13 protein-coding genes are annotated in these 14,261 nt (G+C 70.2%); 7 read left to right on the forward strand and 6 right to left on the reverse strand.

All coding sequences use genetic code 11. From position 1 onward, the window contains the following. Positions 1-718: 718 nt before the first annotated feature. The gene (locus AB0O15_RS06065; protein WP_364314652.1) at positions 719-1,978 is read left to right on the forward strand and encodes a polysaccharide deacetylase family protein; all 1,260 of its coding nucleotides are present in this window, start codon (positions 719-721) and stop codon (positions 1,976-1,978) included. Here AB0O15_RS06065 and AB0O15_RS06070 read toward each other — a convergent pair. Continuing rightward, a complete protein-coding gene (locus AB0O15_RS06070) occupies positions 1,908-2,762 on the reverse strand; it encodes a DNA-formamidopyrimidine glycosylase family protein (protein ID WP_364314654.1) in 855 nt (284 codons plus the stop codon). The two genes, AB0O15_RS06065 and AB0O15_RS06070, sit on opposite strands and share 71 nt — an antisense overlap. A 183-nt stretch (positions 2,763-2,945) precedes the next feature. Here AB0O15_RS06070 and AB0O15_RS06075 point away from each other — a divergent pair, with 183 nt between their 5' ends. Beyond that, positions 2,946-3,251, forward strand: a complete 306-nt coding sequence (locus tag AB0O15_RS06075; RefSeq protein ID WP_364314656.1) for a hypothetical protein — start codon at positions 2,946-2,948, stop codon at positions 3,249-3,251. A 270-nt stretch (positions 3,252-3,521) separates the two neighbouring features. Here AB0O15_RS06075 and AB0O15_RS06080 read toward each other — a convergent pair whose 3' ends face one another. From AB0O15_RS06080 to AB0O15_RS06095, 4 genes are all read right to left on the reverse strand, one after another. After that, on the reverse strand, positions 3,522-4,046 hold the full coding sequence (locus tag AB0O15_RS06080) for a GNAT family protein (protein WP_364314659.1): 525 nt from the start codon (positions 4,044-4,046) through the stop codon (positions 3,522-3,524). 11 nt (positions 4,047-4,057) lie between these two features. Continuing rightward, the gene (locus AB0O15_RS06085) at positions 4,058-4,831 is read right to left on the reverse strand and encodes an alpha/beta hydrolase-fold protein (RefSeq protein WP_364314662.1); all 774 of its coding nucleotides are present in this window, start codon (positions 4,829-4,831) and stop codon (positions 4,058-4,060) included. Between the two features lie 76 nt (positions 4,832-4,907). Further along, complete coding sequence (locus tag AB0O15_RS06090) at positions 4,908-6,272, reverse strand: FAD-dependent oxidoreductase (protein WP_364314664.1); 1,365 nt, start codon at positions 6,270-6,272, stop codon at positions 4,908-4,910. Continuing rightward, complete coding sequence (locus tag AB0O15_RS06095) at positions 6,269-7,423, reverse strand: glutamate--cysteine ligase (protein ID WP_364314667.1); 1,155 nt, start codon at positions 7,421-7,423, stop codon at positions 6,269-6,271. Before AB0O15_RS06095 ends, AB0O15_RS06090 begins: the two co-directional genes overlap by 4 nt. A gap of 112 nt (positions 7,424-7,535) precedes the next feature. Between AB0O15_RS06095 and AB0O15_RS06100 the strand changes: the two genes are divergently transcribed. From AB0O15_RS06100 to AB0O15_RS06110, 3 genes are all read left to right on the forward strand, one after another. Further along, on the forward strand, positions 7,536-8,912 hold the full coding sequence (locus tag AB0O15_RS06100; RefSeq protein ID WP_364314669.1) for a carbohydrate-binding protein: 1,377 nt from the start codon (positions 7,536-7,538) through the stop codon (positions 8,910-8,912). Positions 8,913-8,993: 81 nt separating this feature from the next. Then, on the forward strand, positions 8,994-10,214 hold the full coding sequence (locus AB0O15_RS06105; protein ID WP_364314672.1) for a glycosyl hydrolase family 18 protein: 1,221 nt from the start codon (positions 8,994-8,996) through the stop codon (positions 10,212-10,214). 93 nt (positions 10,215-10,307) lie between these two features. After that, a complete protein-coding gene (locus AB0O15_RS06110; RefSeq protein WP_364314675.1) occupies positions 10,308-11,507 on the forward strand; it encodes a chitinase in 1,200 nt (399 codons plus the stop codon). Between the two features lie 20 nt (positions 11,508-11,527). Here AB0O15_RS06110 and AB0O15_RS06115 read toward each other — a convergent pair whose 3' ends face one another. Beyond that, entirely contained in the window at positions 11,528-12,175 is a 648-nt protein-coding gene (locus AB0O15_RS06115) for a DedA family protein (protein ID WP_364314677.1), read from the reverse strand. A gap of 76 nt (positions 12,176-12,251) precedes the next feature. Here AB0O15_RS06115 and AB0O15_RS06120 point away from each other — a divergent pair, with 76 nt between their 5' ends. Together AB0O15_RS06120 and AB0O15_RS06125 are read left to right on the forward strand one after the other, a co-directional pair. Next, on the forward strand, positions 12,252-12,602 hold the full coding sequence (locus AB0O15_RS06120; RefSeq protein WP_364314680.1) for a PadR family transcriptional regulator: 351 nt from the start codon (positions 12,252-12,254) through the stop codon (positions 12,600-12,602). 7 nt (positions 12,603-12,609) lie between these two features. Continuing rightward, positions 12,610-14,256 (forward strand): alpha-amylase family protein, encoded by a 1,647-nt coding sequence (locus AB0O15_RS06125; protein WP_364314683.1) that lies wholly within the window; start codon positions 12,610-12,612, stop codon positions 14,254-14,256. Positions 14,257-14,261: the final 5 nt, after the last annotated feature.

The raw sequence follows: 14,261 nt of genomic DNA on the forward strand, positions 1-14,261 counted from the left end.
CGACCGCGGCCTGAGAAGCGACAGCCCGGGGCGGTGGCCGCAGGTTCGCCGGTTGCTGATCGTCGGGCCTGGCGCTGCCGAGACGTTCTTGCTGACCGCCGGCTACCTGACCGATCGGCTGCCCGCCTTGGTGCTGACCGGCGTCGGCTTCGGTCTGTGCGGATCCGGCCACCCGGATCGGCGCCCCTGGCCGACGTTTCTCGCGCGCAGGCCGGCCCGGCTTCGGGCCCCGCGAGACGATGCGCGAGATCGGCGGCGCGGCCGCGGCCCGGTGCCGCCTGCCGATGGTCGAGGTGGACGCCACGCTCACGCTGACCGGTCCGGATGGGTGGGCCGCCACCGGGCTGATGGCCTTACTACTCCATGTGGGACCCCGGCCTCGGAGCGGTGCGAGGGTTGCGCCTGGTGCGACACGCATGTGGCGGAACTGTCCTATCGGCAGGGCTTCCGCCTGGAGGACGGCTTCATCCTGCGATCGACAGTGGTCGCGGGTGACCACCCGGGACAACCTGGAACGGGGGCAAAGGGGGTGACCGCCGACTGCCTTGCGCGTGGGCCACGGTCGATTTAAGTCGTGCGTAACCATTAAATGGGTTTGAAGGGTAGTGCTCTGACCGGGGAAGATCACGCTCGGTGAGTTGATGATCACCGATGCGGTATGGCGGCTGGCCAGGGGGCACGGTAGTCATTACGGATGCTGCCGACGCCATCCCCCCAAATGGCGGCTACCCACCTGCCCAGACACTCGCTCGATGGCGAGCCCGGCGGGCGGCACCGGCGGCCCGAGACGCTGGCCGACACCATGCCGCGCCGGCCCACGACGCGTGCGGCCACCGAGACGACCTCGGGGCCGAAGCGCCGGCGACGCGGCCGCCATGTGCGCCCGGGCGACCCGTTCTCGATCACCGTGCGGTCGCTGACCACCCGCGACGCCGACGGTGAGCGGCCGGTCATGGGCTCCCACCGCGCGCCGGGCACGCTGCCGCTCGAGGCGTGGGTGCTGGCCGGTCGGCCGAAGCAGCAGGCGCTGCTGGCCGGCCTGGTCGCGGTCGGCCTGACGCTGGTGATGATCCCGGTCGCGCGAACCGCGAGCCCGAACGATCCGGTGACCGTCGCCGGCCGGTCGACGGTGGCCGAGCAGGCGGCCCGCACGCCACAGACCGGCGGCGCGGCCCCCGACGCGGGCGGCGCCAAGCCGGGCCGGCCCGAACAGCACGACCAGCCGGCCAAGGCCAAGCCGCCCGGCGGTGCCCCCGGGGCCAAGCAGCCGGTCACCCCGCCACAGAGCGCGCCCCCGTCCTCGGAGGCGCCGCTCGTCGAGGTGCCGCCCGGCGACGGCCCGAACCGGTCGCTGCGCACCACCGGGTCCCGCACGGTGGCGCTGACCTTCGACGACGGTCCCGACCCGGTGCAGACGCCGCTGATCCTGTCGATGCTGGCCGAGTACGACGTAAAGGCCACTTTCTGCCTGGTCGGCGAGCAGGTCGAGAAGCACCCCGAGATCGTCCGCCAGATCGTCGCGGCGGGACATACGCTGTGCAACCACACGTGGGACCACGACCTGAAGATCGGCAAGAAGAAGCCCGGCCAGATCCGCGCCGACCTCGAGCGCACCAACGCCGCGATCCAGGCCGCCGCGCCCGGCTCCGAGGTGCCGTTCTTCCGGGCGCCCGGCGGCAACTTCTCCGACCGCCTGGTGCAGGTGGCCTACCAGGAGCGGATGCGCTCGCTCTACTGGGAGGTCGACCCGCGCGACTGGGAACACGGCAAGGGCGAGAACGACGAGGCGCACGTCAAGCGGGTGGTGACCGAGGTTCAGAAGTCGGTCAAGCCCGGCGCGATCGTGCTGTCACACGACTTCAACCAGCCCGACACGATCATGGCGTACGCCCAGCTGTTGCCGTGGCTCAGCGCGAACTTCGAGCTGGGCGTGCCGCCCGTCGGGGCCTCGCTGCCGCCGGTGGCCGCTGACAGCTAGGACACCAGTAGAGGTTGCGCGCCGCCAGCTCGCTGCGCGCGATCGGCGTCCCGCACACCAGGCACGGCTGCCCCGTCCGGCGGTAGACGTAGACCTCACCACCATGCCGATCGACCCTCGGCGCCCGCCGCATCACCTCCGGCGTGTGCGCGGTGTGCACGGTGTCGATCCGCCCCTTGACCACGCCCTCGCCCATCAGCGCGCGCAGATCCGTCCACATCGCCTCCCACAACTCGGGCGCCACTTCCCGCCCCTTGGTCGTGGGCTCGACCCCGGCCCGGAACAGCACCTCATTGGCATAGATCAGCCCACACCCCGCCACAATCGACTGATCCATCAACAGCGCGAACACCGGCCGCCCACTGCCGAGCACCACCTTGCCCGGATTCTCGGACCCCTCCCGCAGCGGGTCTTCCCCCAGCCGCGCGATCAGCCCGCCGACCTGCCCTTCGTCGAACACCTCACACGCCGTGGGCCCCCGCAGATCCAGCCAGTGGCGATCACTGCCCATCCGCATCCGCACCTGCCCCACCGGCGCCGGCGCGGGCAGTTCCCCGTCGCTGACCTTCCCGTACAGCCCCAGATGCACATGCACCCACAGCCCGCCGTCATACCGATGCAACAAGTGCTTGCCGTAGGCCTCGGCCGCCTCCAACACCCGCCCGTCGACCAGCGCGGCCCCCGCGGTGAAGCGCCCCTGCGGACTGGAGACGGCAACGGTCGCCCCGGCGAAAAGCTCCCGATGGCGCGCGGCGAGCCGATGAATCGTGTGACCTTCAGGCACGCCCTCACGGTACCCATTCGATGGGTACGCTCACCGCACGGTCGCCGTGGCCCACACGCGGGCTGGTCGCAGGTCACCCTCCCTGCCCCCGTTCCGGGTTGTCCTGCGTGGTCACCCCGGCCACCACCTCGCCGACACCGGCACTCCCTTGTTCGCAGAGCCCCTCCAGACCACCCCGACGGCGTGCGGGTCGAACTCGGCCAGAACGAGCCCGCCGAACCGATGAACGACCGGCTCCTCGGCACTATCGGCGCCGTCCTGCACCGCTACGCCGACATGACCACCGCCGACCTGCGTTCCCTGGTGTGGATCTCCGGCGCCTGGCCGCTCGCCCGACAGCCTCGCGCCGAGACCGGGCACATCGCCTGGTCGTGGCTGTCCGACTGGTTCGGCCGGCCGGACGAACGCGAGGGCTGCCCTTCGAGGGAGTATCTCGAGGGGCAGGCCGCCGCGTACATCGCGAGGCGGAAAACGACCGCCGCGGGGTGACATCCCCTTCGAGGGAGCGCGTATGCCCGCCTGGCCCGGCAAGCCGGCAGGTGACGTGCACGCACCAGATCCGCGAGAACGATTGTTTGTGACTTCATCGGCGATCTGTGAGCGACTCGGTAACCCTTGACCGTCCGATTCCGTTTGCGCGAGTCAGGAGCACACCGCGTTCCAGCGGTTTGGCGCAGGTCGGTGAGGTCAACGAACACGGCGAGCGAGTCGCGGACGGTCGGCGCGCGGCGTCCGAAGGCCGCCGGTTGACCGGTCGTCTCACCACGGGGACGGGTCGGTGCGGAGGCGGCTGTAGAGGTGGCCGTCGCGCCAATCGCCGGCTCGGAACTCGCAGGAACGGACGACGCCCTCGAGGTGGAAGCCGGCCTTCGTCAAGGACTTCTGCTCGGCGATGTTCTCCGCGTGGGTCCCGGCCTGGATGCGTTGCACCGGCGTGTGGGTGAACAGGTAGTCGCACAGCATGGCCTGCGCTCGCCAGCCGAAACCCCGGCCCCGCCACTCGGGGAGCAGGGCGATGCCGATCTCCCAGTGGCGGGTCAGCCCGTCGAAGGTCCCGGCCGTCCAGGTCACGTAGCCGGCCGCCACGGTCTCGCCGGGTTCGACGATCAGGCGGCCGCCGTCGGGGCCGAGGAAGCCGTCCTCGGCGAAGCGGCGGGCCACGGCCCGGGGGTCACGGAAACCTTTCCAGTCCAGGCCGATCAGCCCGGGCTCGACCGCGAAGCGTTGCAGCATCGGCAGGTCACGTTCATCGACGGGACGCAGGCGGACCGTGGCCTCATTCATGACAGCCGATGTTAGGCGCTGCTGAGGGTGGCGGCGATGAAGTCGAAGGCGGCGGGGATGGCCGTGCTCCAGTAGGCGAAGTTGTGGTTGCCGTCGCCGTAGCTGCCCGCGGCGCGCCTCACCGGCAGGGCCCGGACGTTGTCGTAGAGGTTGTCGTCTCGGCCGCACCACAGGCCGATGGGGGTCGGCCGGAGATTGGGAGCGGCCCGGAAGACGGCGTCGCCGGGTGCGACGGCGGGGGAGAAGGCGGCGACCGCGCGTACGAACGACGGGAACGTCGCCGCCAGCAGCAGGGCCCCGGAGCCGCCCATGGACCATCCCCAGGCGGCCAGCCGGGTGGTGTCGAAGTCGCGGGCCGCACACCAGGCGGGGATCTCCTCGTGCGCCATGCGTTGCGGGTCGTCGTCGCCGTGCGGCTTCCAGGCGAGCTGGTCGCCGGTGGCCCCGGCCAGCACGAACGGCGCCGCGCCGCGCTGGACCGCCTCGGTGAGGAAGCGGCCCAGCCCGAGCCCGGCGAAGTCGGCCGGGCGTTTCGAGCCGCCGTGCAGGATCAGGCACACCGGCAGGCCGCGGCCGTCGCCGTAGCCGTCGGGGACCGCGGTGTAGAAGTCGACCGTCCGGCCGCGGGCCTCGGAGTGTTCCTGGGTGAGGCGTTCGTCGCCGGCCGGCGCGGTCGGCATCACCTGGGCCGGGCCGCGGTTCTCGCGGAGGTAGAGGCCGGCCGCGGCCGCGGTGACCGCGACCGATCCGGCGGTGAGCAGGGTCCGTCGGCTGATACGTCGCACGACGGGTACAACGGGTGTCAGGAGATCCAGGTCGTGGCCGGCCCGGCGGCCGCGACGGCGGCGATCAGCAGAAGAGCTAGAGGGCGTCGGCGGCCTTGCGCGCGGCGATCAGCACCGGGTCCCAGACCGGCGCGAACGGCGGCGCGTAGCCGAGGTCGAGGGCGGTCATCTCCTCGACGGTCATCCGGTTCCAGACCGCGATGGCCAGGGCGTCGATGCGTTTCGCGGCCTCGGAACGCCCGACGATCTGGGCGCCGAGCAGCAGGCCGGTGCGCTTCTCGGCGATCAGCTTGATCGTCATCGGCGCCGCGCCGGGGTAGTAGCCGGCCCGGCTGGTCGACTCGACCGACGCCGTTACGAAGGCGTACCCGGCGGAGGAAGCCTCGGCCGACGACAAGCCGGTGCGGGCCACCTCGAGCTCGCACACCTTGGTCACCGCCGTGCCGATCACGCCGGGGAAGGTGGCGTACCCGCCGCCGATGTTGATGCCGGCCACGCGGCCCTGCTTGTTGGCGTGGGTGCCGAGCGGCACGTGCACGGGACGTTTGCTGACCCGGTGGATGGTCTGCACGCAGTCGCCGGCCGCCCAGATCCCGTCGAGCGGGCCGTCCTCGCCACGCACCCGCATCCGCAGGTCGGTCATCAGCCCGCCGGTCACGCCGAGGGGGAGGCCGGCGCGGGCGGCGAGATCGGTGTTCGGGCGTACGCCGAGACCGAGCACCACGATGTCGGCCGGCAGGGTGCCTTCGGGCGTGACGACGCCACGCACCCGCCCGTCCCGCAGGGCGAGGCCGCTCACGTGGGCGTCCGTGCGTACGTCGATGCCCTGCTTCTCGATCGCGTCGTGCACCAGCGCGCCCATGTCGGGGTCCACGGTGGCCTTCATCGGCTGTGGCGACTTCTCCAGCAGCGTCACCTCGAGCCCGCGCTGCACCATCGCCTCGGCCATCTCGACGCCGATGTAGCCGCCGCCGATGACGACCGCGTGGTGGGCCTCGTGCGTGGACAGCCAGCGATGGATCGCGTCGCCGTCGTCCAGCGTCTGCACGCCGAAGACGCCGGGAGCCAGCGCCCACGGCGGTGTCTTCGGGACCGCGCCGGTCGCGTACATCAGATGGTCGAAGCCCTCCCGGACCTCGCCGCCGCCTTCGAGGTCGTGGGCGACGACCTCGCGCCGGTCGAGGTCGAGGCCGACGACCTCGTGCCGGAGCCGGACGTCGAGGCCGTTGGCCCGATGTTGCTCCGGCGTCCGGGCCACCAGCGAGTCACGCTCCGCGACCGCGCCGCCGATCCAGTACGGAATGCCACACGCCGAATACGACGTGAAGTGACCGCGCTCGAACACCACCGCGTCGAGGTCGTCCTCGAGCAGTTTGCGCGCCTGCGACGCCGCGGACATGCCGGCCGCGTCACCCCCGATGACGACGAGCTTGGTCGTCATGGAGACGTGCGTCCGCGCGTTGTCGCCGCCAGCCAGTTCACCACGTCGTCGACGCTACCCCGGGCGGCGAACACCGCGCGTTGTCTTGCCGCGCCCGTGCCGTGCTCGCGCAGCCGCGCCACCAACTCGTCGACCGTGTCCAGGTCGCCGTGCCGGTCCAGTTCGGGCTTGGCCAGCTCGTACAGCTCGTCCATCAGCGCCCAGGCGGGCCGGACGCGCTGGGTGACCGGGTCGATGTTGTCGCCCTCGAGCCCGTCGTGCGCGGCCCGCCAGTGTGCGGCGGCGAGCAGCGGCTGGGGCACGTCCGGGGCGCGGAGGCCGTCGCCGACCTTGCGCACGAACGACGAGACCAGGCCGCGGGTGAGCGCGGCGAGCAGCATCGCGTCGTCGAGGGTGGGGCAGACGTCGCCCATCCGGATCTCCACGGTCGGGTAGCTCGCGGAGAGCCGGGCGTACCAGTAGAGCATCCCCTCGTCGAGCATCGCGCCGGTCGCCTCGAGCGCCTCGACCAGCTCGAGGTACTGCTGGTGGGAGTGCAGGTAGGGGGTGGGGCCGACGGTGGGCCAGCGCTCCCACATCATCGAGCGCCAGCTGGCGTAGCCGGTGTCCTGGCCGTCGGAGAGCGGCGAGTTCGCGGTGGCCGCCTGGAGCACCGGCAGCCACGGCCGCAGGAAGTTGAGCACCTGCACGCCGGTCTCCGGGTCGGGCACCGAGACGTGCACGTGCATGCCGTTCATGCCCTGGCCGGGGGAGAGGTTGCCGAAGCGCTCACGCATCCGGTCGTAGCGGGGCTTGTCGGTGGTCCGGGCCGGTTCGCCGGGCGCCGGCGCGGATCCGATCGCGATCAGGCGTACGCCGGCCCGCTCGGCCGCCTCGGCCACGCCGCCGCGGAGGCCGCGCATCGCCTCGTGCAGGGCCGGCAGGGCGAGCTGGGGCGGGCTGGCCACCTCGATCTGGCTGCGCTGGAACTCGTGCTGCACCGACTCCCGGATCGCGTCCGGGATCTGGTCGAAGACGTCCTCGACGGCCTCCACGGCGTGCGGCTCGGTCGCGTGGACGAGCAGGTATTCCTCCTCGACCCCCAGGGTCAGCAGGTCCTGCGACTCGGCCCGGTCGGCCAGCTCGTCGGAGATCGTCGTGGCGTCGCTCATGCGGGCTCGGTTACCCGAACGCCTGGGCATAGACACATATGCATATTGACAACGGCTCGTAACGCGGCTGAAACTCCCGTGAGAGCGCTCTCACATCCCCGAAGGAATCCCCATGAGTAGAAGAAGACGGCTACTCGCCGTAGCCGCGACCACCCTCGCCCTCGGTGCCGGTTCCCTCGTCGCCGCCGCGACCGCCGACGCCGCCCTGCCACCGCCACCGTCCGGCTGGTCGCAGGTCTGGGCCGACGACTTCACCGGCTCGGCGAACACCCTGCCGAACTCCTCCGACTGGATCATCGACACCGGTACGGCGTATCCCGGCGGTCCCGCGCAGTGGGGCACCGGCGAGATACAGACGTACACCAACTCGACCGCCAACCTGGCCCACGACGGCTCCGGCAACCTGCGGATCACGCCGATCAAGGGCAGTAACGGTCAGTGGACCTCGGGCCGCATCGAGACCACGCGCAGCAACTTCAAGCCCCCGTCCGGCGGGGTGCTGCGCATCGAGAGCCGGCTCCAGATGCCGAACGTGACCGGCGCCGAGGCGGCCGGCTACTGGCCGGCGTTCTGGGCCCTCGGCGCGCCCTACCGCGGCAACTACCAGAACTGGCCGGGCATCGGCGAGCTCGACGTGATGGAGAACGTCAACGGGATCAACGCGGTCTGGAACGCCCTGCACTGCGGCGTCAACCCGGGCGGCCCGTGCAACGAGACGCTCGGCCTGGGCACCAACCGGCCCTGCCCGAACAGCACCTGCCAGGGCAACTTCCACACCTACTCGATCGAGTGGGACACCAGCGTCTCGCCCAACCAGCTGCGCTGGTACGTCGACGGAGTGCAGTCCCACACCGTGACGCAGAGTCAGGTCGGCGAGCCGTACTGGTCGAACATGACCTCGCACGCCGGCTACTTCATCCTCTTCAACGTGGCCATGGGCGGCGCTTTCCCGAACGGCGTCGCGGGGTCCTCCACACCGACCGCGGCGACCGTCTCCGGCCGCTCGATGCTGGTCGACTACGTCGCGGTCTACAGCCGCGGCGGTGGCTCGACGCCGCCCACCGACCCGCCGCCGGGTGGTTCGCGCGACGCGTTCGCGCGGATCGAGGCCGAGTCGGCCAACGCCTCGGCCGGCACCCAGACCGAGACCTGCTCCGAGGGCGGTCAGGACGTCGGCTGGATCGGCAACGGCGACTGGCTCCAGTTCAACAACGTCAACTTCGGCTCGGGCGGGGTACGCGACTTCGTCGCCCGGGTGGCCTCCGGCGCCGCAAGCGGGGTCAGTGGCCTGATCGAGGTCAGGGTCGACAGCCGGAGCAACGCGCCGATCGGCAGCTTCGCCCTCGGCAACACCGGCGGCTGGCAGAACTGGACCTCGATTCCGGGCAACGTCGGCAACGTCTCGGGCGCACACACCGTGTACCTGACCTTCGCCAGCGGTCAGCCGGCCGACTTCGTGAACGTCAACTGGATCCAATTCCGTAGGTAGATATCGAAGGGTGCCTCTTGCCAGGATCAGTTAACAGTCCTAATAATTACGGGACCTCTGATCCTGGAAGGGGCACCCCCCATGCGCCGTTCCCTCGCTCTAGGTCTGGCCGCCGCGCTCCTCGCCGGCGGCTCGGCCGTCTATCTGGCCTCGGCCGCGAACGCCGCGGTCGCTTGTGAACCCGCGTGGAGCGCCACGCAGGTGTACGTCGGCGGCAACCTCGCCTCGCAGAACGGTCACAACTACCGCGCCAAGTGGTGGACCCAGAACGAGAGCCCGTCCAGCCACAGCGGACAGTGGGACGTCTGGGCCGACCAGGGCGCCTGTGGCGGCGGAACGACCCCGCCGACCGACCCCCCGACCGATCCGCCCACCGATCCGCCGCCCGGCAACCCCGGCGACCCGCTGCCCAAGCACTTCCTGACGGGTTACTGGCACAACTTCGACAACCCGGCCAACGAGTACCGGCTGAGCGCCGTGCCGGCCGGCTACGACCTGATCGCGGTGGCCTTCGCGGACGCCACCGGCACGCCGGGCGCGGTGTCGTTCAACGTCGACGCCGGCCTGAGCGCGGCCCTCGGCGGCTACACCAACGCCAACGTCAAGGCCGACATCGCCACGCTGCACTCGCGCGGCAAGAAGGTGATCATCTCGGTCGGCGGCGAGCGTGGCACGGTCAGCGTGGGCGACGCGGGCGCGGCCACCACCTTCGCCAACTCGATCGTCAACCTGATCAACGAGTACGGCTTCGACGGCGTCGACATCGACCTGGAGAACGGGCTCAACCCGACCTACATGGCCCAGGCGCTGCGCAGCGTCCGCAGCCGGGTCGGCGCGAACCTGATCATCACGATGGCGCCGCAGACCATCGACATGCAGAACCCGGCCGGGTCGTACTTCAAGCTGGCGCTGGACATCAAGGACATCCTCACCGTCGTCCACACCCAGTTCTACAACTCCGGCGCGATGCTCGGCTGCGACAACAACGCCGCCTACGGCCAGGGCACGGTGAACTTCATCGTGGCGCTCGCCTGCATCCAGACCGAGAAGGGGCTGCGGCCCGACCAGGTCTCGGTCGGCCTCCCGGCCAGCCCGGGCGCGGCCGGTGGCGGCTACGTCTCGCCCGGCGTCGTCAACCAGGCGCTGGACTGCCTCGCCAGGGCCACCAACTGCGGCTCCTTCAAGCCCCCGCGGACCTACCCGGGCATCCGCGGCGCCATGACCTGGTCGATCAACTGGGACATGACGACGGGCAACACCTTCGCCAACACCGTTCGCCCCCACCTCAACACCCTGCCCTAGGACTCGTTCCACATTCGCCTTCGAGGCAGTTCCGCCGGCGGCGAATGTGGAACGGGTCCTGCCCACCACCCCCCGTACGAAGGGCCCATCCCCATGAAACTCCGCAGCAAACTGCTCACGGTCGCGGCCGTGGCAGTGACGGGCTCGGCGCTGGCCGTGCTCCCGATGGCGGCGTCCAACGCGGCCGAGGCGTGCGCCCCGGCCTGGACCGCCTCCCAGGTCTACGTCGGCGGCAACACCGCCTCCCAGTCGGGCCACAACTACCGCGCCAAGTGGTGGAGCCAGAACGACAGCCCCGCCACCCACAGTGGACAGTGGGACGTCTGGGCCGACCAGGGTGTCTGCGGCGGAACCACGCCGCCGACCGACCCGCCGACCACGCCGCCGCCGGACAACCCGCCCGGCGGGACCAAGATGGCGTCCGCGCCCTACCTCTACCCGGGCTGGGGCAGCCCGCCGACCGACATCTCGGGCTTCATGCGTGAGACCAACATCCGCGCCTTCACCATCGCCTTCGTGCTGGCCAACGGCTGCAACCCGGTGTGGGACGGCGGCGGCAGCCTGACCAGCGCGCCGCACTTCACCACGGTCAGCGCGATCAAGGCGGCCGGCGGCAGCGTGGTCCCGTCGATCGGCGGCTGGCAGGGCAACAAGCTCGGCCCGAACTGCTCGACCCCGCAGGCCCTGGCCGGCGCGTACCAGAAGGTGATCGACACACTCGGCCTGAACGCGATCGACATCGACATCGAGAACACCGACGAGTTCGAGAACTACACGGTGGCCGACCGGATCGTCGACGCGCTGGCCATCATCAAGCGCAACAACCCGAACGTGAAGACGATCCTCACCTTCGGCACCACGCCGACCGGGCCGAACGCGCACGGCATCCGGCTGATCCAGCAGGCCAAGGCCAAGAACGCGAACATCGACATCTTCACCCAGATGCCGTTCGACTTCGGCGTCGGTGGCGGCGACATGTACAACGCCACCGTGGGGGCCACCGAGGGCCTGAAGAACCAGCTCCGGTCCACGTTCGGCTGGAGCGACCAGCAGGCGTACGCGCACATGGGCATCTCCGGCATGAACGGTGTGTCCGACCAGAGCGAGATCACCACGCCGCAGACCTGGACGCGGATCCGCGACTACGCCAAGGGCAAGGGCCTGGCCCGCTTCACCTTCTGGGCGGTCAACCGGGACCGGAAGTGCACCGACGGCAGCACCGGCGCCGTCTCGCACTGCTCCAGCATCAACCAGGAGCCGTGGGAGTTCACCAAGATCAGCGCCGGCTTCTGAGGCGCCTCCGGCCGCGGCCGTCAGTCCACCGGACTGGCGGCCGCTCGCCGTTGCCGCACCTTCTTGGTCACCCACCAGACGATCGCGACACCCAGGAAGGCGTAGACCGCGTAGTCGATCCAGTGGCTGTACTGCTCGACCCGCTGCCAGCGGGAGCCCAGCAGGTAGCCGCCCCCGACGAAGAGCAGGTTCCACACGCCGCTGCCGATCGCGGTCAGCATCGTGAAGATCCCCAGCGGCATCTTGTTGGCGCCGGCCGGGATGGAGACCAGGCTGCGCACGACCGGCGCGCAGCGGCCGAACAGCACCGAACTCCTCGCGTGCCGCTCGAACCACCGGTCCGCCTTGTTCAGGTCGCTCAGGTCGACCAGGGGCACGTGGTCCAGCCAGCGTTTCAGGCGGTCCTCGCCGAGCGCGTACCCGAGCCAGTAGAGCGCGAGCGCGCCGATCACCGACCCGGCCGTGGCCGCGATCCAGACCAGCACCACGTTGACGCTGCCCTCGCCGGCCAGATAACCCGCCATGGAGAGCACGATCTCGCTGGGGATGGGCGGGATCAGATTTTCCAGGGCGACGAGCAGGCCGACGCCGGCCTCGCCCAGTGACTCGATCACGGACGCCACCCACCCGGTGAGCCCGCCCGCCTGACTGAGGTCTGTTTCCGCCATAGATCTCGAACGTACCCACGAAACCTGGAAGGATTCTGATCGTCGATATGCCGATCATCGGTATATGCTCATCGGCATGACCGACACGCCGATGCGGGAGCCCACGTTCCTGGTCCTGACCGCGCTCGCCGCCGGCCCCCAGCATGGTTACGCGGTGATCGAAGACGTGGCGACGATGACCGGTGGCCGGGTCAAGCTGCGCGCCGGCACCCTCTACGCCGCCCTCGACCGGCTGCGCGGCGACGGTCTGATCGAGGTCGACCGGGAAGAGATCGTGCAGTCCCGGCTGCGCCGCTACTACCGGCTCAGCGCGCGTGGCGCGCAGGCGCTGGCCACCGAGTCGGTCCGGCTCCGCGAGCAGGCGGCGATCGCCGAGAAGCGGTTGCGCGCCCGCGGCGTTTCAGGGGCGGCCGCTCCGGTCACTTAAGGGCGGCATGAGCGACCGGTGGTACGAGAAGGCCGTCATCTATTGCCTCGATGTGGACACGTTCGCCGATTCGAACGGCGACGGCTGCGGTGACTTCCGCGGGTTGATGGGCCGGCTCGATTATCTGGCCCGGCTCGGCGTCACGTGCATCTGGCTCAACCCGATCCACCCGACCCCCAACCGCGACGACGGGTACGACGTCTCCGACTTCTACAACGTCGACCCGCGCTTCGGGAACCTGGGCGACTTCGCCGAACTGCTGCACCAGGCCGGCAACCGCGGCATCAAGGTGATCATCGACCTGGTCGTGAACCACACCTCCGACCAGCACCCGTGGTTCCAGTCGGCCCGCGAGTCGCCCGATTCGCCGTACCGCGACTGGTTCGTCTGGTCCGAGACCGCGCCGTCCGACCGCCACCAGGGCATGGTCTTCCCCGGTGAGCAGGCGACCACCTGGACCAAGGACCGCAAGGCCGGCCTCTGGTACTACCACCGCTTCTACAAGTTCCAGCCCGACCTCAACATCAACAATCCCGAGGTACGCGAGGAGATCAAGAAGATCTGCTCGTTCTGGCTCCAGCTCGGGGTGGCCGGGTTCCGGATGGACGCGGTGCCGTTCATCATCGAGCAGACCGAGCCGGGCAACCCCGACTCGCCCAAGGACCTCGACTTCCTCAGCGATCTGCGCCAGCACGTGCAGTGGCGCAAGGGCGACACGGTGCTGCTGGCCGAGGCCAACGTCGAGCCGGCCGAGCTGACCAAGTTCTTCAGCGACGCCGGCGGCTCGTCCAGCCGCATCCACATGCTCTTCGACTTCATGCTGAACACCCGCCTGATGCTGGCGCTGGCCCGGGAGAACCCGGAGGGCATCGTCGACGCGCTCCAGGACACCCCGAAGCTGCCGGACGGCGGCCAGTGGGCCACCTTCCTGCGCAACCACGACGAGGTCGACCTGTCCCGGCTCACCGCCGACCAGCGGGCCGAGGTGTTCGCCAAGTTCGGGCCGGACGAGAACATGCAGCTGTACGGCCGGGGCATCCGGCGGCGGCTGGCCCCGATGCTCGGCGGCGACCGGCGGCATCTGGAACTGGCGTACTCGTTGCAGTTCAGCCTCCGCGGCACCCCGGTGCTGCGTTACGGCGACGAGATCGGGATGGGCGACGACCTGGCCCAGGACGGGCGCAATGCGATCCGTACGCCGATGCAGTGGAACCTGCTCGCCAACGGCGGGTTCTCGACCGCCCAGCCCAAGGATCTCGTCCGTCCGGTGATCTCCGGCGGCGACTACGGGTTCGAGACGGTCAACGTGACCCTCCAGCGGCACGACCCGCAGTCGCTGCTGTCGTGGTTCGAGCGGATGATCCGCACCCTGCGCGAGTGTCCCGAGGTCGGCAGCGGCAGCTGCAAGCACGTCGACGTGCCGGTGCCGGAGGGCGTGCTGGTGCATCGCGCCGACGACGCGACCGGCACCATGGTGTTTGTGCACAACCTGTGCAACAATCCTGGCGTCGTCGATCTGAGTAGCCTCGCCGAGGACGCGGAGTCCCCCAACGACGTGCTGGCCGATCAGGAGTACTCGGATCCCGGCGCGCTGGATAAGTTGGACATCGCGGGATACGGCTACCGCTGGATCCGGCTCCGTCGTCACTTGTGAGTCTG

The sequence above is a fragment of the Actinoplanes sp. NPDC089786 genome, from assembly GCF_040684855.1.
GTDB lineage: Bacteria > Actinomycetota > Actinomycetes > Mycobacteriales > Micromonosporaceae > Actinoplanes.

Excerpts from the sequence above, each read along its gene's own strand:
- AB0O15_RS06080 (WP_364314659.1), bottom strand. The coding sequence starts at position 4,046 with ATGAATGAGGCCACGGTCCGCCTGCGTCCCGTCGATGAACGTGACCTG.
- AB0O15_RS06120 (WP_364314680.1), top strand. The coding sequence starts at position 12,252 with ATGACCGACACGCCGATGCGGGAGCCCACGTTCCTGGTCCTGACCGCG.
- AB0O15_RS06100 (WP_364314669.1), top strand. The coding sequence starts at position 7,536 with ATGAGTAGAAGAAGACGGCTACTCGCCGTAGCCGCGACCACCCTCGCC.
- AB0O15_RS06110 (WP_364314675.1), top strand. The coding sequence starts at position 10,308 with ATGAAACTCCGCAGCAAACTGCTCACGGTCGCGGCCGTGGCAGTGACG.
- AB0O15_RS06065 (WP_364314652.1), top strand. The coding sequence starts at position 719 with ATGGCGGCTACCCACCTGCCCAGACACTCGCTCGATGGCGAGCCCGGC.
- AB0O15_RS06105 (WP_364314672.1), top strand. The coding sequence starts at position 8,994 with ATGCGCCGTTCCCTCGCTCTAGGTCTGGCCGCCGCGCTCCTCGCCGGC.
- AB0O15_RS06125 (WP_364314683.1), top strand. The coding sequence starts at position 12,610 with ATGAGCGACCGGTGGTACGAGAAGGCCGTCATCTATTGCCTCGATGTG.
- AB0O15_RS06115 (WP_364314677.1), bottom strand. The coding sequence starts at position 12,175 with ATGGCGGAAACAGACCTCAGTCAGGCGGGCGGGCTCACCGGGTGGGTG.
- AB0O15_RS06095 (WP_364314667.1), bottom strand. The coding sequence starts at position 7,423 with ATGAGCGACGCCACGACGATCTCCGACGAGCTGGCCGACCGGGCCGAG.
- AB0O15_RS06090 (WP_364314664.1), bottom strand. The coding sequence starts at position 6,272 with ATGACGACCAAGCTCGTCGTCATCGGGGGTGACGCGGCCGGCATGTCC.